Genomic DNA, 20,747 nt, shown 5'->3' on the forward strand with positions numbered 1-20,747 from the left:
TTTTGTTAGTCTATTATGTGGTTCCGAATCAACCTTGCACAGTATTAAAGCATGAGCTTAAAATACAACGGTTTTATTTTCATGAACAAGAACACGGTCTTCGACATGCCATTTCACGGCACGTGCAAGCACAACACGCTCAATGGTACGTCCAATACGCTTCAACTCGGTTACATCGTCCCCGTGGCTTACACGCTGCACATCCTGTTCAATAATCGGGCCGCCATCCAGTTCTTCCGTAACATAGTGCGCTGTCGCACCAATAATTTTGACACCACGGTTGTACGCCTGCGCATACGGTTTACCACCCACAAAGGCTGGCAGGAACGAATGGTGGATATTAATGATTCGATTACGATAGTGCTCAATGAACATGGGAGAGATGATCTGCATGTAACGAGCCAGAATGATCACATCCACATCATTGCCAATGACGTCCAGTTGACGCTGTTCTGCTTCTTTCTTGGTATCCGCTGTAACCGGAATATGATGATATGGAATGCCAAATGATTCTACATAATCCTTCATGTCCAGATGGTTGCTGACCACAAGCGCAATATCGGCATCCAGGTCGCCTGCCTGCCATTGCCACAATAATTCAACCAGACAGTGATCTTCTTTGGATACAAAGATAGCCAGTTTCTTCTTGCGGCTGACCGCAGATAACGTCCATTCCATCTGGAAACGGCTTGCCACTTCTGCAAAGTCTGCTTCCAGTTTCGGCAGGTTGTGGAGCAATTGCGGAAGGTCAAACTCAATTCGCATAAAGAACATGCCGCCAGCAGGGTCCATGGTGTACTGGTCCGACTGAACAATATTTGCTCCATGCTGATGCAGGAAATGAGATACCGCAGCTACAATTCCTGGACCATCCGGACAGGAAATGAGCATGCGCGCACGATCGGCGCGGTTTTTAGAATCAGGGCGTACTTGTTTAGCGTGGATCTCCATCGGGTTATTCTTCCTCCTTCAATATAAGCCATGACCTGCGGGGTTAACCCGCAAGCCATGCAATCAAGCGATGATTCAGTTGTTCTTCATTCAAATGTGGGAACAACGCAGCTTCAGTCACCATGTCATAGAGGCGTTCCAGCGGTTCACGCGGGTCTGCCTTTTTGGCTTTGGCATCATTTTTGAGCAGCGTCCACACATCCAGAATATAGGAACGGGACTCAATCTCTTTACCTTTGAAAAAGTGTTGCAATTGTTCTACTTCTGTCAGGAATTCCTGGCCGAATCGACCGGCAACATCCCCACGAAGCAACGCAATCTCCACCTCATACATTGGGCGCTGTGTTTTGGACTCTTTGCCAATCCAAGGTGTCTCCAGAATAAATGGACGTCCTTGAAGCTTCTCATGGTTAACAATGCGGTTAATCGCTTCAAACCCAATCCAGCCGGAGCCAATTGGAGTATGACGGTCCTTGTGCGCACCCACAGCATTCTTACTATCATTAATATGCATTACGGCAATGCGGTCAAGTCCTACCGTGCGATCGAATTGTTCCAATACACCGTCAAGATCGTTAACGATATCGTATCCGGCATCATGAATATGGCACGTATCCATACACACTGTCAGGCGCTCGTTATACGTTACTTTCTCGATAATCTGGGCGATCTCTTCAAAACTGCGACCCATCTCCGTACCTTTGCCAGCCATGGTTTCCAGAGCGATGTTCACATCTGTCTCTTTCACACCTTCCAGCACTTCATTCAACCCTTCTGCGATCCGTCCAATCCCATAGTGGGCATCTTTATCTGTAAAAGCGCCGGGATGTAATACGATGTTTTTGACACCAATGGCATGTGTACGACGGATCTCTTCCTGTAGGAAATCTACAGCGAGTCTATACGTGTTGTCTTTGTATGAGCCAAGATTGATAATGTACGGTGCATGGACAACGATATCTTCCATTCCACCCTCTTGCATGGCAAGCTTGCCTTCTTCAATATACATGGATTCAATTGGCTTGCGACGTGTATTCTGTGGTGCACCCGTATATATCATAAACGAACTGGAACCGTACGAGGACGCTTCCTTCGTTGCACTCAATAATCCCTTGTCCGAAAAGGACACGTGGGAGCCGATTTTCAGCATTATTGATCCCCCTTAATCTGAATTATCCCTTATTCTAACGCGATTATCGAAATAAATCTAGAAATGCGCTATAATTCGGGATAGAGGCTATTTTTGACAGCAAATTTATGGAACATGGGTAGGCGGAATCCGTCTTTCCGTGAAAATCAATGAACCGAGGTGACTCCGCAATGATTTTCGACTCCTACACGATGATACTGACCAGCAGTTCCCCCAGCAACTGGTTTATGAATACGATCGCATTCTGGACTTTTTTATTGCTTGGCAGCATGTGTATCGGTGGATTTTTCATGATGCGCAAGTTTTTGAAAGTGCTACCCAAAGCAGACGGAAAGTCCAAACTGGATTGGCAAAATTATTGGGTGGAAACCAGCCGTCACTTATGGACGGATGAAGCCAAAGCTTTTTTGGATCAGCTCGTCGAGCCTGTACCTGGGCCATTTCGTGACATCGCCAAACATTCCATTGCTGCAGAGATCGGTAAAATTGCAGTTGAAGACAACGCCACGGAAGTATCGAGAGATCATTGTATCAAAGGATACATTATTGCCACCCCGAAGCGGGATAATAAGTTTTTGGTAAAATTCTTGGAGAAAAACAAAATCGATTATTCCCCTTATCAACATTTGATTAAATAAAGTACAAAGATAAGTTAAGCCATATATAGATTTGGTTAATGTACAGATATGCTCCGTCAGGTAAGTCGTTCCCAATAAGCATTGCTTACCGTACGGGGCTGTTTGTCGATTCATGGGTGTATATCAGGGCAGTGAAATGTAGAGAGGATGTTTGATATGAAAATTGCCATTTGTGGTGGTACCGGATTTGTGGGAGGAGCACTTGTAGATTACTGGCTGCAAGCCGGGCACCATGTGAAAGTTATTACACGAAAACTGCCTGACCTGCATAATCCAAGTAAAAATCTTACATATATATCATGGGAGCAAGTCGAAGAACAACCTCACTTGCTGGAAGGTATGGACGCTCTCGTTAACCTTGCTGGAGAAACGCTGAATCAACGCTGGACAACCAAGGCAAAGCTGGAGATTGTTGAATCCCGAGTAACGACCGTAGCGCGGGTAGCCCGATTGGTAGAAACCCTGGAACAAAAGCCGGAAGTGGTTGTTCAGGCTTCTGCCATGGCCATCTATGGAACCTCACCGAACGAAACCTTTGACGAAAGCAGTCCGCAAAAATCCATGAATTTCCCGTCCCGGGTCTCGGAACAGTGGGAAGTTGCTGCAGATGCAATCAAAAATGTAAGACTCGTTAAAATCCGGGTGAGTCTGGTTCTCGGTCATAAAAAAGGGGCTTTTCCATTGATGAAACTTCCTTATATGCTGGGTTTTGGCGGCAAGATCGGCAGTGGCAGACAGTGGACTAGCTGGATTCACATTATGGATATCGTAAGACTCATTGATTTTAGCATTCAAAATAAACAAGTGTCAGGTCCGGTCAATGCTTCCTCCCCGAACCCTGTCACCAATGATGAATTCGGTCGCACGGTGGGCAAGGTATATCATCGCCCTCACTGGTTCCCCGTACCCAGTTTCTTAATTAAAACCTTAGTTGGTGAACTATCCGTTGTTTTGCTTCAAGGGCAGAGAGTCATTCCGCAAAAAGCACTCGACCACGGATTCCAATTCACCTTCCCTACGTTAACTCAAGCGCTGGAAGACTTGAAACATCGTGGATTATCTGATTAATACAAATGTGGGACTGATCGTTGCTTATCCAACCGACCGATAAATGTAGACAGACTCCGCCAATGTAAATGTATCTCCATCCGCCAAGGGATACTCCTTATAAGGAGCAAGAATATTACCCTGAAGAATAGTTCCATTCACTGAACCCAGATCCTTAATGACATAGCCCGATTTGTTCCGGCTCAATTCCACATGAGCACGGGACACACCGGTCGCTGTATCGACCCACTGAACCATGTCGGCTGATCTTCCGATGACAAAAGATGCTCCTTGCACATCCATCCGTTCATGTTGGTCACTGCTTCCCGATCTTCGTTCAAGATAATAAGACGCCTTCACCGGGCCTACCCCTGTAACATTACCCCCACTCAGATTCTGCAAATTCACGGTTGCCTCCGCAACTGCGTCCTGTCGAATTAGCTCTGAAGTTGAAGCTACCGATTCCACATGGCGCTGAACAAACGGTGGATCAGAGTGTTCAGGTGTCATATGCAGGCTTTGATATTGGGAATGCTCACTACCACCTTCTGAGGCGGATGCAATCGTTTGGTTTATGCGTTCCACCGGCCTTTCAGCTGTATTCCATCGCCAACTTTCCTGAAACGGTTCCTCTTCATCTTCCGTTTGCTTCCCTTTGTTCTTACCTAAATTGAATGAAAAAGACCGCTTATTTTCTGGTTCATTATGTGGGATTCCCTTACGCTTCCAAGTCCATCCTGCTACACCAAGCAAACCAAGACTCAGTACCATGCACAGGATCATCTGCGTCTGTCCCGATTGCTCCATGTATATGAATCTCCATACCAATGCCATGGCTACCATGCAGCCCAATATGACATAGGTTATTTTGGAGGTTGCAGGCTTTTCCTCTACTTCCATATCAACGGGCTCTAGCGAATCAGAATTATGCGGGTTACTTCGTCTCTTATCCATGCGGTTTGAACTCTCCAATGAAGATTGTCCAGGTGAGCGCCTGCCTGAAAAGGCCCGAGATCTCATCGGAAAGTCTTCAACCTCGCATTCATTCGTTTTCTGTGTCTGACGGAAATTTAGCACGGGCTCCACAGCAGCCTTTTGAACAGGCGCACCAGGTTGATCTGGACGAGAATAACCAGTGGATTGCCTGCTATCCCGCCCAGTAATTAACGAATGAGAATTACCTCGTAGATCATCGACGTTTTCCGATGTTCTGGACGAGAGAAATGCTGCACTTCCTCCATTCTCTTGCTCGTCCGCGTACAATTCCAGCAAGAGCTCTCGCAACTGTCTGATATCCCAGCGTTCATTGTCACATAATTGCAGAACACGCTGAATTCCTTCTCCCTGCAGTTCCTGTACATGGGCCATCAGCCTGATTACCAGCTCTCGGAATTGCTGAGGCGTTGGATCAACTTCAACCTTATCCATGATTGGTACATAGACCATGCCAAGCTCACCCTGTTCGAATGAACCGTTGATGAACAAGTATTCTTCTTGGATCAATAATTTACGAGGCTCCAGCATATATTGTCGGCATTCCGTGAAGGCATCGGCTAATTGGTACAACAGACCGTACAGAACACGCAATTTGATTTTACTTGACTTTAACATCTGGGATAACATCTTATACCCCGATATGTCGTACTGCAAAGTTACATTTCGATCTACTTCCCGAATATGAACAGGAAGAAGTCGCGGAATCTGATTGGAGGACAGCATACCCATCTGTACCCGGCTCAACTCCTCCATTCGTAATCCGTCCTCTTTCTCCAAAACCATAAACGCTCCGCCGTTACGAATAAAATCTCTCGTTAATCCATACATGCCAATCCTCTCTTTCCATTGTTATATAGGATCAACTAAAGAAAGTGTAAAAAGTTTAGTTGATATAAGTTTTAGTTACAATATGTTACACTCTGCCACTCTTATTGTAGTGCCATCTTCTATCACTGTTACTTTCATAACTTCTTTACTCCTTCACTCAAGGGAAAAGTCCTGAAATAAGCACCGTGATAAATCCAGGCAATACGGCCAGCATAAATGGAAACTTTAATGTCTTCTCTGTATTCAGCAACTTGAGGGAACCCAGCATGAAGAACCCGGCAAGATTGCCTGCCATGCCTCGTATCCGTTTGGCTGAGTCCTTCCGGAATAGAAGTATCACTAAACCAATGGCTCCCGCATACAAAACGGAGTAAATAATCACATGAATACCAAAAGCAAATCCCGTCCATGCGCCAATCGCACCAAACAATTTCACATCTCCTGCCCCTACTGCGCCAATGACATACATCAGAAACAAAATACCAAAACCTGCTGCAAATCCAGCAGCCGAGAATAAAAACCCCTCCCAACCTCCCCATATGATATGGGCCAGTACACCTGCAACAGTCACGGGTAAAGTTAATCGATTTGGAATTTTCATGGATCGTATGTCAGTAATAAAAGCTGCAATAATGTATATGCCACAGGCAATGTAGAACCACTCCACTCTATCATCCCCTTCCTTATTTTCTGGAAGCCACGGTAAACGTAGTCTCTGTCTTGGTACCGTCCCCTGTCTCGACTACAAAACTCCATGTCCCTTCTGTTGTCCGAGTGCCAACAAACCAGGTCCATTCAATTATTCCATTCTCATCTGCGGTGGCCCATCCGATGTGCTTCGCAGAACTTTCACCTGACTTGTAAAATATCGTTAAATTGGCGCTCGCTCCTGGTTCTACCTTCACCTTGATCGTTGCATTGTTGCCTATGTAAGCCGGGTCAGGCTTAGACAATACCGTTGCTGAACCGGCAGTATCCCCGCTCCCTGCGCTGCCATCTGCCCCTTCTCCGGTATCTCCAATCCATACCCGTTCTGCCGCAGCAGCCTGAATCCGAAGCGGTTTACTGAGAAAGGGGACTTTTACCGGCAATTCATAACTCAGTTCCAGTCGGAAATATGGATTTGTTTTGTTTTTGAGATCAGGTATGGAAATCCCATTCACATGAACCCGTTCCATATTCAGCAGAGTTGGCTCGATAAAGGGTTGAAGCAGTGGTTTTACCGTGGGATCAAGCACGGTTTCCAAGACGGATGTCTGGATTTCCTGTAGTGGTTGTTCACCACTGGCCGCTGCTGAACGTACCCAATCACTTAATGGCTCGGGCAGAGAAGAAGCATAACCTTCTGCCCATTCCGTCAGAGACAACTCCGGTATCTTCCACCCACCTCCAGAGCCTTCACCACCGGCAGAATCAGAAGGTGTGAATGCAAGGGAAACAGGATATATTTTCGTTGATAACTGCTTCACCGCTTCCCCTGCTGTGCTCTGTAGCGCTGTGGAGATTAGAGTCATTTGCACAATGAAGATGAGAAACATGATAAAGAACAGAAAAACTGGCAATACCAGTGATGCTTCTAGAACCATACTGCCCTGTTCCTTTTTCGGAGAACATATCTGATTATTCAAAGACTTCAAACGTTGCAATCTGATTATTCTGGTTAACCGAATCTGTAATTGTGCGTTTTCTTTTTCATATTGTTGCTGCTTATCCATAATCCCTCCACCGAAACGATCCTGATCACTCAATAGGAATAATCCGCCTTCCGCTCAATGAAAAATCGCTCACCTTCAACCTGATCCTCACTACCCATAACTGCACCTATGCTTCTAACCACCCCTGGCAAAAACCACAGCTTGATGCTGCTGCGCATGTTACCCGAAGCGTACGTCTGTTTCTCATCCGGATTCACACCCGTATTCAATCTAATTAACGCCAGCATTCTGGACATTTTGCGTTCATTGTTGCTGTGCATCAAGAGAAACAAGCGGAGGTGGTCCCTATACGTCAATTTGACTTTGATATATTTGGACAGTTCCACACTGCCCTCTTTTGCAAGTTTCACCATATCCGCAATAGCGTTTGTAATTCCATATAAGATGGCTGCTGATAACACCAAAAGTGGATTTCCCAGCTTGCTGTGTTCAATTAATCCTTCTGCGGTTCGAATAGCGAGGCGCATCCCGAAGATTTCCGCATATGCCGCAGCGATGTTACCCGATGGATTATGAAACCCGTATACGATATACTCCAGTTCCTGATTCTCCAATTTGAAAACATCACCCGCATCTCCACCACCTTCAGTCCAGGTAAATAGCTGACCAAAATCCATGGAATTGAAATAGGCTAGAGCGTATTCATTTTGGAACAATTCATCACCCAGGCTATCCAGGAGACCTGACATCCCGCCAAACAAACTGTCCATTCCCTTCATGGCATCGCCACCAGAGTCATAGGGATCACCAGCAATCTCTGCTTTTTTGGCCTCCTCACGACTAGCCTCGTTAAAAGCAATATTAGCGTTGTAATATTCCTCGAGCTCTTTGAAAGCGTCCATGGAACCTGAACTTCCATTCTGAATCTGCGACAAGATTCGTTTAACTTCCTTTAATTTTCCTTTGGATTCCTTATCATTCGCTTTGCGCTGGGCATCGGACCCACGACCACTCTCCAGCTGTTGCTTACTCTGTTCGATGAGGTTGGCAGGGCCGCTGCGTACATAAGTATCCATGTATCGTTCTGTTATCTGGCTTGCCTGTCTAACTGCGGGTTTAATCGGAACACCGCTCATACCCGTGACACTGCGAAGCTGTGTATTCAATTCCATGTTGTCTCTTCTAACGTTAGAGAAGTCCGAATTCTGGGAAATCACTCGTGCCTTCAACTGATCAAAAAGGCTATCTGCCCTCACAAGCTCCGAAGCAAGAGAACGCGTACTTTTGGCATCAGTGCCTGATCCTGTAGATGCAGGACTCGTTCCAGGCAGACTCGAATTGCCCACGTTGTCGTAGCTGGCATTCTCCGAACGATTCTCCCCCTCCGCGATCACACGTTTCATTTCCTCATTGATCTTGCGTGCTTCCTCGATCTGGGACTGCGCTTCCTCCAGCTTCGTTTGATGGGCCTGTAAAGCGGGCTGAATGATCATGCTGATGCCTGTCACCACATTCCCAACTCCCGTCCGATAACGAGCCAGTTCCAATATGTATTGTTGCTCTCTCAACGGTAATCCCTCATCCGCCTGTTTCTTGTTCAGATAATCTGCATAACGTGCCGCTGCCTCGGCAGCCGTCTCTGGTGTATCTTCCAGCATCTCATCGTAGATGGCCTGTGAAGGCGGGTCCATGATCAACTTCGGTAGATTCTTCAGCTTCTCGGCGGATTCCGTCTGATTGGCAATGGCCCCATCCAACAACTCTTCACGTTTGTCATATAACTTTTGTAATTTCTTCAGCAAGTCTACCGTGTGGGCAGCTTCCTTCATCTCATCCGACATCGGTTTGAACCGATTGATTACTTCAAGGGTAAAATCAACGGGAGCCCGATACTTCATATCCTCCTGAATCTGGCGATTAAATATATCGTATCTGCCCAGTTCACGCTCCATTCTCAGCGAAGTTGTATCCCACTGGATGTCCAGAATGGGGAATCTGTCTTTTACGGCCGAAGGCTTCACACTATCATTCAGCACTTTCGCCATAATCGCATCCCCACTGCTGTCACCATACCCGAACAAACCATACTCCCTTAGTGAGGTGTCATAGGCTGACATGACCGATCGCATCGCAGCATGAGTCATTCGTTCAGTCTGCACCTTAAAGGCAGCAATACGAGCATAATCAATGAATATCGCGACAAACATATAAACTCCCGCCAATATTAATATAAAAAAAAGGGTTACGGCGCCCAACTCACCGTCTTTTTTTCTAAACAGCTCCGCCCTCTCCTTTTCTCATTTTTTGCTTTTGCCAAAATGCTGCACAACCTGTCCGGCCTCTGCCGCTGTACTGGTCGCCGCACCACCCTTGCCTTTAAACTTGGCGGCGTAATAACGGACCAAATCTACCGTTCGAATGAATTCAACCGGTTCAACAACTGCGGACGATCCTTGAGTTAGAACCCGTTTACCTGAATCGAACAAAAAAGAAGGAAGAGGCAAAGAAATCACTTGTTCCAGCTTGGTTGTTACTTTCCGCTGAATCAGAGAATTTTGATACTCAATCGTTCCTTTCATGGCTGAGGGCATATGTTGAACCGCTTGGGCCAATTTCTGTTCCGAGAGACTTCCCCCTTCTCCGGCAGGTATTGAGACGCTAACCTGATTGTCTGCTCCCGCCCAGCCAAACAGCGCTCCAAGCATCCGATCATCCGTCAGTCTCCAGTACAGATTGTCATGTTCTCCGGCGACAAATTCACCCGTCATCGCCTGTTTGTGACTGTTGTCCCAGCTATAGGCTGCACGTTCGGAAGCTGCATAGGCATGTTGATTCAGGAATGTTTTTTGATACATATACATGGTGAAGAAGAGCAGTAACACCAGAATAAACAACACGACAGGGAAGATCAGGGAGGCTTCAACGGTGAAGCTCCCTTCTTCCTTTTTCAGCCTGTTAACCCGGAAAAAATTGATCACTCTTCGTGTCCACTTTTTTAAGTAAATTTCCCACTATTCTCTCTATTTCCGTTCTAAATAACAGCGCAATAATGATAATAACCCCGATGATCAGAATCAGCTCCAACGTGCCAAGTCCGTCCTCTTCCTTCCAAAATGCGTTGACCTTGTCCTTCAATACTTCCATCATCCCAATTCCTCCTACATATTCATCATCATAAAAGCAGGTGCACCGATCATAACCACAATCGTAAAAAAGATAAGTACCATCGGAAACACCAGTTTGGAAGAAGCCTGTTCTCCCTTCGCCCGACTGACAGCCTTGCGTTTCTCCCACAACACATGTGACAGATCCCGCAGCGCCAATACAAAGTCACCTCCCCCACGCCGGAAATTCAGCAGCACTGTTGTCGTAAAAATCGTCACTTCCTGTACACCGCAGCGGCGACTGAACTGTTCAAATGATTGTTGAAACGAGTAACCATTATTCCAATCTCCCACGGTCTTTCTGAGTTCGTTGTATAACGGATGATCCCGTTCACCCTGGCTTGTCACACAGTGGACGATGGCACGTTGAACGGTTTCGCCTGCACCAACCAGCAGAACAATTCGATTTAACAGCTCCGGTAGCTCCATAAGGATATCCTGATCTCTCCGCTGGACCTTGGTATTGAGGTCTTTATAGAGTGCAAAAGGTAAAGCTATTCCTAACGCGAGTCCACCCACCATCCCTCCGATACCCATATCTCCAACGAGTGCCAACAGGCAGCCCACCAGCAGCATGAGCCACGTATAGGTCAACATTTCAGCGCAATAGAGCATCGTTTTCTCCCCACTGTGCTGAATGCCATACATTTTCTGAATGGCATGCTGCATCCGAAACATGAGCACAGGCAATCTGCGTCCAATCTCGAACTTGTCCAATATAAACAGGAAGGGACCATGCAATTTCTTCATTCGTAATCCTTCCATATCCAGCTTGCGCAGATGCCGGTAGGTCTGCCCCCGGGTTCGATCCAACACAAGCCATCCCGCTCCAAGCATCCCTGCGACTATAACAGGAAGCAGCATCGCTTCAGCTCCTTACACTTTGATATCCATAATGCGATTAATCCACAGATAACAGCAGGCCAGCACTGCAAGTGCACCCGTAGAGATGAGATACCCCATCCCGCTGTATAACGGCTCCATAAAGTCCTTGGCAGTCAAATTCAGAAAAATCAGAAAAATAAAAGGGGCGGCAAACATCACCTTCGATTCAAATTTTTTCTGTGCAACTGCGACCATAATATCCTGCTGAATATCCAGCTTTTCTCCTATAACAGCCGAGGTACGGCGAACAACTTCAACCAGATCTCCGCCCGTTCGTTTACATGTAATAAACACATCTGCAAAGTTCGTAATGTCCTCGATCTGCGCCCGATCCGAAAAGTCTTCTAGTGCCTCTTCAATGTTTTGTCCATACTCCATCCGTGTTCGCAATATCGTGAACTCACGAATCAGATCGGTATCCGCTTCCGGGTTCAACATCCGCAGATCCTCCACGGACTCCTTGAATCCATTTTCCACAGATTTTCCTGCGGCAAGTGCCGAAGATAATGCATATAACGCTTGCTTAAAATGTAAACTAAGTGTCATTCTTTTTCGTTCCAGCAGCACTTTGGTCCAATGTTTCGGTACCCATATACAGCCCGCAGCCAGGATTGCCCCAGCCAACCAGTGATGGTAGAACAGTATTCCGATGCCAAAAAACAGCAAACCGCTAATCAGCATACAGACCATTCGTTGTCTCCGGGAAAGCGTATATACGGTGTAATCCGTCAACATCTGTCTGGCTTCACCCAACAGTAATCACCTTCCAATAACTTTAATTCACGTTGTTATCCGATGAATCTTTTTCAACACTATATTGTTCTATGTATGCATCCAGCCATTCCCCAAGCCCAGCCATCTGAATTTTATCCACCTGATTCAACTTTCCGACCTGTATTAGTCCACCAATTATTTTGCCTTCACGCTCTTCTTGTTCCTGGAAACGAAACAATGGATTCAGCAAAACCTCACCGTTCTGCATGCCAATCACTTCACTGATCTCTGTCACCCGCCGTGAGCGATCTCGTAACCGGGACAGATGTACAAAAATATCGATTGCTGAACTAATCTGCTGCCTTACAACCGCAATGGGAAGATCCGCACCACTGAGTACCATCGTTTCCAGTCTGCTGATCATGTCCGAGATGGTATTCGCATGCCCAGTTGATAAAGAGCCATCATGACCTGTGTTCATGGCCTGTAACATATCCAGCGCTTCTGCACCCCTTACCTCACCAATTACAATTCGGTTTGGACGCATCCGTAAGGAAGACTTGATCAGATCCCGAATGGATATCTGTCCTTTACCTTCGGTATTGGCATTCCGCGTTTCCAGTGATACCAGATTCGGTACCGTAACAACCTGTAGCTCAGCCGAATCCTCAATGGTAATAATCCGCTCATCGGAAGGGATAAACTGGGATAATGCGTTCAGAAATGTTGTTTTTCCTGATCCGGTTCCCCCTCCAATGAAGATGTTATATTTGCTCCGTACCAACTGCTGCAATAATTCTGCCGCTTCCTCATGCAGGGCTCCCTTTTCAATCAGATCGGACATCTTCATCGGTTCACTGGGAAATTTACGAATCGTCATCGTGGGGCCTTTCAGGGCAATAGGAGGCAACACGATATTGACCCGTGAACCATCCTTTAAACGGGCATCTACAATCGGAGAAGACTCATTCACAATCCGGTTTACCCCGGACACAATCATCTGGATAATATCCTCAAGCCGTTCCCTGGACTCAAATTCAAGGGGGATCTGGCTGACTTCACCTTCCTGCTCCACAAAGATCTCCTTGTGACTATTAATCATAATCTCTGTAATATCGGGATGGTCCACGAGCGGCTGCAAAATATCCAATCCACGAAAGGAATCAAACAATCGCTGTACCAGCGTATGACGCTCACCTGAGGTCAGATCATCCAGCTTCGGGTCGGTGAGAACTTTACGTTCTATCCCCTGCCACAGTTCATCATCTCCTGCTGAAGAGGTTAAATCGAGCCCAGCCCTGACTTCCCTGCGCATCATCTGAAACTGTTCTTCACGATCCAGTATTCTATGGGTTGAATCCGTCATAGCGCCCACCGATCCTGCTTCTGAATTCGTCCCGTCTGCTTCAATTCTTCTTCGCCATCTTGTACCAGCATGGCACATAATCTCTTCACTTCACGTTGGAAGATCGGTGAACTAAGCAGGACTTCCTCCTGACTGAGTTGTTTCCAAGAAGGGATATAGGGCAACACTGCATCCAGATGCAGATCAGGACGTGGAAGTGCATTGATAACATTGTCCCGATATTTGTTAACTACAAAACGTGATCGGTCCATGATACTTTCGTACACCTCCGGCTTCGTTCGCTCAGCATGCTGCAACCATTGTCCCCATCGATGCATGGCAGATATGTCATCCTCAACCAACCAGACAAATGCATCTGCTGTATCCAGCACCCCTTCACTGCGCCCATCCCAACCGGAATCCCCATCCAGAATCAGCATGTCATATTGTCCGCTATCGGTTAAATAACGAAGCAGATTCGACGTATCCTCACGAGTCATTTGCAACAATTCTTTACGATTCGATAATGGCCAGAACACATCGGATTTCAATGCTTCATGCCGGACCACATATCCATCCACGTCCTTCGATAGCGCCTGTAACTGCTTGGCGGATTCCTTTCTGCCCACCTTCAGATCGTATAACAGGCGTGACAATCCCGTCTCCGCATCAGGCTGGCGCTGCCCACTTCTAATTAGTCCCTTTTCCAGAAAAGGGAGCGTACTGTCCAACGTCTCCAGATTCAGATAAAGAACAGCATATCCTGCAAGTCCCAGTTGCTTCGCCATATGCAGGGCTACCGCCGTTTTGCCACTTCCACCCGAAGCGGATACTACACCGATGGAGAGAGTTTCCTGTCCCGGAAGATGCACCTTCTTACGGCGTGGTTGCCGGCAGGCATGCATCACAGCATCCAGCAAAGCAGGCAGAGGTTGGTATTTCAACAGCCGCTTGGCCTCATCCACCTCTTCCATGCCTTCACTAAGCATCAGCCAAGGTACACCCGATCCTTCTCCCCCGTTATTCAGCCAGTCATTCAGAAACTCCGGTTCCGCAATAACCAGATCCGGTAATTCCCGACCTTCTTGCTCATTCATATGCTCCCTGAAGGAATCCCCCTGGGAGAATGCCGTGAAACGAACATGAAGACCAGACGAGCTCCCCTGCACATAATCCAGCCATGCGCTAATGTAATCTCTATCCTTCGAAACCAGAACAACCTTCAGTACAATCAAATTCCCCTTCCCTCCCTGTCAGAAAGCACAAAAAAGCACCGCCCAATAACCGCATGAATATGCAGTATATGGACGGTGCTTCCGTCACGTGCTATGAATGTATGGATAATATAGCATACAATTTCTGGTGGAGCAAGGGATTTATTCTAACCCTTCATCCTTAGGATTCATAGGGTGAATCGAACTCAATAATGTTACGGTCGGGATCAAGTACAAAAATCTGCGCGAATCCCGCTACACTATCAGGTCTGGCTTCATACTCAATTCCCTGCTGCTCCAGCCAAGCGATAGTCCCTGAATAACTGGTCACCCAGATCGCAAAGTGGCCGTCCGTTGTATCAATCCCAGCCTCACGTAACGTGTGACCCTCCGGGTGCTGTAACAGATGAAGCTGCTGGCTACCGATGGCATACCATGTACCTGTGGAGCGAAAAGCCGGACGTTCAATCTCCTGCATTCCCAGTAACCCCGAATAGAATTTTTTCGCGACTTCCAGATCTCGTACAGCCAGACTAACATGGTGAATGTGTGCATATTCGATCATCTTTTGTCTCCCCTCTCTGCTTCATTATGACTATACTATAACACCTTGAACCCTGACCATAATCTCCGCTAAAAAGAAAACACCCCTGTTTGAATCCGGTGAACCTCTTGGCTCACACAGATCTAATTCAGAGGTGCGCGTAAACGGTACACAACGATGTACGTCCATCACTTCTTATGTTCTTCAGCATTTCATTTGGGCAATTGTGCCAGCCAATTTACTTCGCGCTATCCAATGCTTCTTGTGGAATCTTGATCTCTTCCACTTGATCATGGTTGGAGAATGTACTGGTCATCTTCATGTCCATCGTCATTTTCTGTTCATTCTGTTCCATCTCCATGACCATGGCTACATCCGTACCTGCCGGCAAATACGTTTCTTTGTTGATCATGTATTTCATCTTCATGCTGGTGATATTCATCTGATCCAGCATCGCTTGCATCTGGGCATCCGAGCCGTTTTGCTCCATTACGGATTTGGCCAACTCTTTTACATTATCACCGGATACGTCAGCGTTAATCACATAATTGTCGCCTTCTTCGGTTACTTCAGTATCTTCTTGGATCTTTTTGAATTGCTCCAATTCACCTTCCGGATTCATGCTTGCTTTCATCTGCTCAATTAATGCAGCAGTTTGAGCTTCAGGAATCGCAACCCATTGGTCCCCAACCTGGGAGTAGATTTTATCCGAAGTGATATACTGCTTCACGTTCTGAGCTTCCTGTCCCGACATTTCCATTTTCATCTCTTGATAGATCATCATTGGATCTTTGATAATATCCATCTTGAGCGATGTTTTAACCTGTTGATCCTGGGACTGTTCACCCGCATCCAGTTTCAGATTCTGATCAATGTTTGCTTCAGTTGTGAAGCTTTTCATTTCTTTCGTTGCTGCATTGGTTTTGGTAATCAGTTCGTCCAAGGTAGGGATCTTTGTTTCCTGCTCCGCAGGTGTATTGCCCTCGTTGGATGTTTCGTTGTTAGTGGCTGGCGGCGTTGCTGTATTATCTGTGTCGTTACCGCATGCTGCCAAGCTTACTGCTAATAATGCCCCGATAAATAATGTAGTCCACTTCTTCAAGTTGTTGTCCTCCCAAATTAGATATGATCTGTAGTCATTACCCAATTATTTCCGTTATTAATCATAAAAATCGATCTTTGATCTCCGGGGTAGGCAACATGCATGCTTCATCCTTGCCAAACCAGCGATAACGGTTGCGAGCAACCCAGTTATAGACTGCATTGCGAATAAATTTCGGTACAATAATGAACACATATAACAATGGATAAGGAAACTTCAGACCTTTAGCCAATCGCAGTGCGGCCGTTGAACGTGTGTAGTATTTTCCATTTTCAATCAGAACAAAAGTATCCATACTGTCTGTCGACAGATTACCCTTTACCAGCAGTTCCTTGGCCACATCCGATTGGAGCGAAGCAAAATGATATTTCCCTTCCGGGTCACGTTTGAGAATCCATTTGGTTAAGCCCTGGCAGAAGTGACAGACGCCATCCACCAGTACGATGGGATGTCCCTGATGCACATCCGTTTGATTTGCTGTCATATTGGCTGCCTCCTATTGTTGCGGTTAGAGTAACTTACCCAATCTGAGCCATCTTGTTTCCTAATTCTAAAATTTAATTATAGAGGTGGTTCAAAAAGTCCACTTTTGAACACGCATTGTTAGGAAATATAAGAAAAAGAGCGCAGGCATTGTGCCCACGCTCGTATCTTGTCCGACAATTACTCAGCAATTGCCTTTTCCATCCATTGGTCATCGATCATTTGTTGATGCAGGTCACTTGCCCACTGGTCCATACATTTGCAAATGAAATCTTTGCGACATACTGGACAAGGCGTTTTCTGCAGACGGCTGATATTGGTCATCTTCCATTCCGGAGAACGGGAGTAGAATACACGGCATTTTGTACCGTCTACCAAATTCATTTTGAATTCGTACAATCCGTCTTCCTTGTTACCATAAGCTAGTTCTAAATCTGCAATACGCGGTCTATAAGACATGGATATCACCTGTTTAATTCAAATTTGGTTCATGCAATGACACTACTCAGTACTAAGTTATATTAAAGAAAATTCAGTTCAATGTCAACTCGCGCATGTCTACCCGCCAAACAGAATATCCAGAATCGTCCCTACCTGCCCTTGTTTTTTACCTTTCAAAACATCCGGATCAAATACTTCAACATAGCCGCAGGAAGCACAAGCCACGAACAGGTAGTGGTTATGCTGTATATCGAACATCTTGCTCAGGCCTGCTCCTGACATGGAAACTTCCTTAATGTTACAATCCGTGCCCCTGCATTTTGTACATACAAATCGGCGCTCGATCATCTCTTCAATACTCATCTTCGTTCCCCCTTTATGGAATGTGTAGCATGAAGTGGGAGTGCAATTATGTAAAAAGTACGCGATTGGACATCTGATCTCCTGCATCCTGCCCTTATATTATAATCAACACAAAACCCTGCCGATGACCAGCAGGGCTTTGTACTCAAACGAACGAACATCAGGTATCTGGGATACCCTGCTCTATATGTTCCCCTTTGATTGGGGAGTCAAATCTTAGACTACGTTTAATACAACATCAATATTGCCACGTGTCGCTTTGGAATATGGACAGAAATCATGTGCCTTGCGAGCCAGCTCTTCTGCTTGACTGTGATCCACACCAGGCATACTCACGTCCAAACGAACAGATAACTGGAAACCGTCATCCATAGGGTCTTTACCAATGGATACGTTACTTGTAACGACCACATCCTCCAATTTCACGCCTGCTTTGCGTGCTACATTGGCAAGGGCACTTTCATAACATGCTCCATATCCAGCGGCGAAGAGCTGTTCAGGGTTGGTACCTTCACCACCGGAACCTCCAAGCTCTTTGGGCATTTTCAGATCATGTTTAAGCATGCCATCCGAAGAAGTCACCGAACCTGTACGTCCACCTTTAACTGTCGCTACTGCTGTATATAAAGCTTCCATTAAGAATCTCTCCCTTATCCGTATAGTTTTAAATGCCTTCAATTCAATTTAAACTTCTGGCTCAATTTGAAACGCATTTTAGTTCTTTATCAGCTTTTACATCTTTATTATTTTCATGCATCTTATCCACATATCTGTATTTTTTCCGGGGTTGGGTAATATACAAAAGAGCAATTTCAAATTAGAACATAATTTTTGTGTTAATACATAAAAGTTGCACTAGACAAAAATTATTGAAGGAGTACAATGTAACAATAAACATAAAAATTTAGATATATCTTGAGCGGTTCGTCCCGCATCACTATTCCAAAGAGTCAGGTGATAAACGTATGAGTAAAAAAAATCCATTCAACGCTCCTTCAAGTGAATCATTGTCTACTGCAGGCATGGCCCCTTCACTCGGAGAAGCACATAGTTCCATGAAAGTACCGCAGAATGCGGCATGGTGGAAGAAATTTCTCGCTTTTGTAGGGCCAGGGTATCTCGTGGCCGTAGGTTACATGGACCCCGGCAACTGGGCAACAGATATCGCAGGCGGATCGCAGTTCGGGTATACTTTGTTATCCGTCATCCTGCTCTCGAACATGATGGCCGTTGTACTTCAATCGTTGGCAGGAAAGCTTGGCATCGTCACTGGACGGGATCTGGCCCAAGCCTGCCGCGAACGTTTCAGCATGCCCGTTGTCGTCATGTTATGGATTCTGTGTGAACTGGCCATTGCAGCTACCGATCTGGCTGAGGTCATCGGTTCTGCCATCGCATTAAAGCTCTTATTTAACATTCCCATGTTGTACGGAGTTATCATCACTGCTGTTGATGTACTCCTGATTCTTGTACTGCAAAACAAAGGCTTCCGCGCCTTGGAAACACTCGTCATCGTGCTGATGGCCACCATTGCCCTCTGCTTCGGGATTGACCTGTTCCTGGCAAAACCGGATATGGGCGGTGTTCTCCATGGTTTTGTCCCCAATGTGGAGATCCTGCAGAACCCTGCCATGCTCTATATTGCCATTGGTATTATAGGAGCAACCGTGATGCCGCATAATCTGTATCTGCATTCTTCCATTGTGCAGACGCGTCAGATCGAACAGACACCACAGGGCAAAAAAGAAGCGATTCGTTATTCGACCATGGACTCTACAATCGCGCTAACACTCGCCTTGTTCATCAATGCGGCCATCCTGATTGTATCAGCTGCTGTATTCCATAGTGCCGGCATGACGCAGGTTGCCGAGATCTCCGATGCCTACCACTTGCTCACACCCCTATTAGGGACTACAATCGCAAGTATCCTGTTCGGTGTGGCGCTGTTAGCATCAGGCCAGAATTCTACCCTTACAGGTACACTCGCAGGGCAGATTGTTATGGAAGGTTTCCTCAACATTCGGATTCCGGCTTGGCTGCGCAGACTGGTCACACGTCTGATCGCCATCATCCCGGCAGTAATTGTCACAGCAATTGCAGGAGAACACGGCACAGAAGAACTGCTCATTTTGAGTCAGGTTGTACTGTCTCTTCAATTACCCTTTGCGGTAATCCCTCTGGTCATGTTCACGAGTGATAAAAAAAGCATGGGTGCATTCGCTAACAAATTGTGGCTCAAAATCATCTCATGGGTCATTGCCGCAATTATCGTTGTGCTGAATGTATATCTGATCATTCAGACGATCCGGTTATTCTAATCTCGTCTTATCGACTAAACATTAAAAAGGCTGATCAACTCCGGTATTCAATACCAAGTTGATCAGCCTTTATTATTGCAGTACAGCGAGGTGTTTCTTTTGTAGTAAAACTCCGAGCTCTAACAAATAATCATCTATTCCTGATCCGGCACCAGTAAAGGCAGGAGTTCATCCAATGAATCCACAGTCCAATCCGCGCGTTCGTCATCCGATCGGTCTGGCTGGAATCTTCCGTACCCCTGCATAATTCGAATCGTACGCATGCCCAGCTTCCGGGCAGGAATGATATCGTTATCAATCCGATCCCCGATCATGACGGCTTCCTCCGGTGCACAACCCGCCTGTTTCAGGGCTACAGCGTACAGCTCTGGATCTGGCTTGGACACCCCTTCTTCAGCCGAGCATGCCAGAACATCAACATACTTTCGCAGTCCGTAACTCTCCAGTCTTTCTTCCGTTCCAGGACTCTGATTGGCGATAATGCCAATGCGATAATACCGCGACAACTGCTGAAGAACGGAATCCGCTGAAGGAAAAGGTCGTTCAAGATCTTTTTTAAACTTCAGCTTGTCCTGAATCTGTTTCTGATGTCCTTCATCTTCAATGAATGTGCGAATTGCCACTCTCATGGGCCATTGTTCATATTTCTGATAACAGTTCGCGAACAGTTCACGTACCGCCTCAATCTTCACCGGATACCCCAAAGCACCGGCTTCGCGAACGAACTGTCCGATAATATCATCAACCGGGTCCCATTCATCCACTAGCGTATCTCCAACATCAAAAAACAACCACTTCAATCCACCCACATCCGGCACGCCAATTCCTCCTTGTAACCATAAAAAAAGAAGACTCACCATCATGCACGAGTCTCCTCAAATTTCCGTTTATCAATGAATCAAATCCATA

At 46.2% G+C, this 20,747-nt stretch carries 22 protein-coding genes; 3 read left to right on the top strand and 19 right to left on the bottom strand.

All coding sequences use genetic code 11. The features are described 5' to 3' along the window. Nucleotides 1–57: 57 nt before the first annotated feature. Together purU and MKY73_RS22510 are read right to left on the bottom strand one after the other, a co-directional pair. A complete protein-coding gene (gene purU, locus MKY73_RS22505; protein WP_339303542.1) occupies nucleotides 58–951 on the bottom strand; it encodes a formyltetrahydrofolate deformylase in 894 nt (297 codons plus the stop codon). 43 nt (nucleotides 952–994) lie between these two features. After that, nucleotides 995–2,101, bottom strand: coding sequence for a deoxyribonuclease IV (locus tag MKY73_RS22510; protein ID WP_339303543.1), 1,107 nt, complete (start codon nucleotides 2,099–2,101; stop codon nucleotides 995–997). 170 nt (nucleotides 2,102–2,271) lie between these two features. On the opposite strand from MKY73_RS22510, the gene MKY73_RS22515 reads away from it, so the two are divergent. Beyond that, the gene (locus MKY73_RS22515) at nucleotides 2,272–2,739 is read left to right on the top strand and encodes a DUF2621 domain-containing protein (RefSeq protein WP_339259632.1); all 468 of its coding nucleotides are present in this window, start codon (nucleotides 2,272–2,274) and stop codon (nucleotides 2,737–2,739) included. 156 nt (nucleotides 2,740–2,895) lie between these two features. After that, on the top strand, nucleotides 2,896–3,807 hold the full coding sequence (locus tag MKY73_RS22520) for a TIGR01777 family oxidoreductase (protein WP_339303544.1): 912 nt from the start codon (nucleotides 2,896–2,898) through the stop codon (nucleotides 3,805–3,807). Nucleotides 3,808–3,831: 24 nt separating this feature from the next. Here the strand turns inward: MKY73_RS22520 and MKY73_RS22525 are convergent, their stop codons facing one another. The 16 genes from MKY73_RS22525 to MKY73_RS22600 form a co-directional block, all read right to left on the bottom strand. Further along, nucleotides 3,832–5,610 carry a DUF6382 domain-containing protein gene (locus MKY73_RS22525; RefSeq protein WP_339303545.1) on the bottom strand — a complete coding sequence of 593 codons (1,779 nt, stop codon included), beginning with the start codon at nucleotides 5,608–5,610 and terminating at the stop codon, nucleotides 3,832–3,834. A gap of 157 nt (nucleotides 5,611–5,767) precedes the next feature. Next, nucleotides 5,768–6,277: a prepilin peptidase gene (locus tag MKY73_RS22530; protein ID WP_339303546.1), complete on the bottom strand. Its 510-nt coding sequence runs from the start codon at nucleotides 6,275–6,277 to the stop codon at nucleotides 5,768–5,770. 16 nt (nucleotides 6,278–6,293) lie between these two features. Beyond that, a complete protein-coding gene (locus MKY73_RS22535) occupies nucleotides 6,294–7,358 on the bottom strand; it encodes a pilus assembly protein (protein ID WP_339303547.1) in 1,065 nt (354 codons plus the stop codon). Then, a complete protein-coding gene (locus MKY73_RS22540) occupies nucleotides 7,355–9,472 on the bottom strand; it encodes a hypothetical protein (protein ID WP_339303548.1) in 2,118 nt (705 codons plus the stop codon). The genes MKY73_RS22535 and MKY73_RS22540 overlap by 4 nt, the downstream gene beginning before the upstream one ends. A gap of 90 nt (nucleotides 9,473–9,562) precedes the next feature. Continuing rightward, nucleotides 9,563–10,243, bottom strand: a complete 681-nt coding sequence (locus MKY73_RS22545) for a TadE/TadG family type IV pilus assembly protein (protein WP_339303549.1) — start codon at nucleotides 10,241–10,243, stop codon at nucleotides 9,563–9,565. Then, on the bottom strand, nucleotides 10,221–10,412 hold the full coding sequence (locus MKY73_RS22550) for a Flp1 family type IVb pilin (RefSeq protein ID WP_339303550.1): 192 nt from the start codon (nucleotides 10,410–10,412) through the stop codon (nucleotides 10,221–10,223). The genes MKY73_RS22545 and MKY73_RS22550 overlap by 23 nt, the downstream gene beginning before the upstream one ends. Before the next feature lie 11 nt (nucleotides 10,413–10,423). Further along, nucleotides 10,424–11,293 carry a type II secretion system F family protein gene (locus MKY73_RS22555; RefSeq protein WP_339303551.1) on the bottom strand — a complete coding sequence of 290 codons (870 nt, stop codon included), beginning with the start codon at nucleotides 11,291–11,293 and terminating at the stop codon, nucleotides 10,424–10,426. A 12-nt stretch (nucleotides 11,294–11,305) separates the two neighbouring features. Further along, nucleotides 11,306–12,049: a type II secretion system F family protein gene (locus MKY73_RS22560; RefSeq protein WP_339308698.1), complete on the bottom strand. Its 744-nt coding sequence runs from the start codon at nucleotides 12,047–12,049 to the stop codon at nucleotides 11,306–11,308. Between the two features lie 40 nt (nucleotides 12,050–12,089). After that, nucleotides 12,090–13,394, bottom strand: a complete 1,305-nt coding sequence (locus MKY73_RS22565) for an ATPase, T2SS/T4P/T4SS family (protein ID WP_339303552.1) — start codon at nucleotides 13,392–13,394, stop codon at nucleotides 12,090–12,092. Beyond that, a complete protein-coding gene (locus MKY73_RS22570) occupies nucleotides 13,391–14,608 on the bottom strand; it encodes a ParA family protein (protein WP_339303553.1) in 1,218 nt (405 codons plus the stop codon). The genes MKY73_RS22565 and MKY73_RS22570 overlap by 4 nt, the downstream gene beginning before the upstream one ends. Before the next feature lie 160 nt (nucleotides 14,609–14,768). Then, the gene (locus MKY73_RS22575) at nucleotides 14,769–15,152 is read right to left on the bottom strand and encodes a VOC family protein (protein WP_339240396.1); all 384 of its coding nucleotides are present in this window, start codon (nucleotides 15,150–15,152) and stop codon (nucleotides 14,769–14,771) included. 217 nt (nucleotides 15,153–15,369) lie between these two features. Continuing rightward, nucleotides 15,370–16,233, bottom strand: a complete 864-nt coding sequence (locus tag MKY73_RS22580) for a DUF6612 family protein (RefSeq protein WP_339259512.1) — start codon at nucleotides 16,231–16,233, stop codon at nucleotides 15,370–15,372. 61 nt (nucleotides 16,234–16,294) lie between these two features. Then, the gene (locus tag MKY73_RS22585) at nucleotides 16,295–16,717 is read right to left on the bottom strand and encodes a thiol-disulfide oxidoreductase DCC family protein (protein WP_339303554.1); all 423 of its coding nucleotides are present in this window, start codon (nucleotides 16,715–16,717) and stop codon (nucleotides 16,295–16,297) included. Nucleotides 16,718–16,896: 179 nt separating this feature from the next. Next, the gene (locus tag MKY73_RS22590; RefSeq protein ID WP_253431871.1) at nucleotides 16,897–17,175 is read right to left on the bottom strand and encodes a hypothetical protein; all 279 of its coding nucleotides are present in this window, start codon (nucleotides 17,173–17,175) and stop codon (nucleotides 16,897–16,899) included. A 99-nt stretch (nucleotides 17,176–17,274) separates the two neighbouring features. After that, nucleotides 17,275–17,520 carry a zinc ribbon domain-containing protein gene (locus tag MKY73_RS22595; RefSeq protein WP_036610816.1) on the bottom strand — a complete coding sequence of 82 codons (246 nt, stop codon included), beginning with the start codon at nucleotides 17,518–17,520 and terminating at the stop codon, nucleotides 17,275–17,277. 216 nt (nucleotides 17,521–17,736) lie between these two features. Then, nucleotides 17,737–18,156, bottom strand: coding sequence for an organic hydroperoxide resistance protein (locus tag MKY73_RS22600; RefSeq protein WP_339303555.1), 420 nt, complete (start codon nucleotides 18,154–18,156; stop codon nucleotides 17,737–17,739). Nucleotides 18,157–18,542: 386 nt separating this feature from the next. Here MKY73_RS22600 and MKY73_RS22605 point away from each other — a divergent pair, with 386 nt between their 5' ends. After that, on the top strand, nucleotides 18,543–19,838 hold the full coding sequence (locus tag MKY73_RS22605) for an Nramp family divalent metal transporter (RefSeq protein ID WP_339308699.1): 1,296 nt from the start codon (nucleotides 18,543–18,545) through the stop codon (nucleotides 19,836–19,838). A 134-nt stretch (nucleotides 19,839–19,972) separates the two neighbouring features. Here the strand turns inward: MKY73_RS22605 and MKY73_RS22610 are convergent, their stop codons facing one another. Continuing rightward, nucleotides 19,973–20,701 carry an HAD family hydrolase gene (locus tag MKY73_RS22610; protein WP_339303556.1) on the bottom strand — a complete coding sequence of 243 codons (729 nt, stop codon included), beginning with the start codon at nucleotides 20,699–20,701 and terminating at the stop codon, nucleotides 19,973–19,975. Nucleotides 20,702–20,747: the final 46 nt, after the last annotated feature.

The sequence above is a fragment of the Paenibacillus sp. FSL R5-0519 genome, assembly GCF_037974275.1.
Classification (GTDB): Bacteria; Bacillota; Bacilli; order Paenibacillales; family Paenibacillaceae; genus Paenibacillus.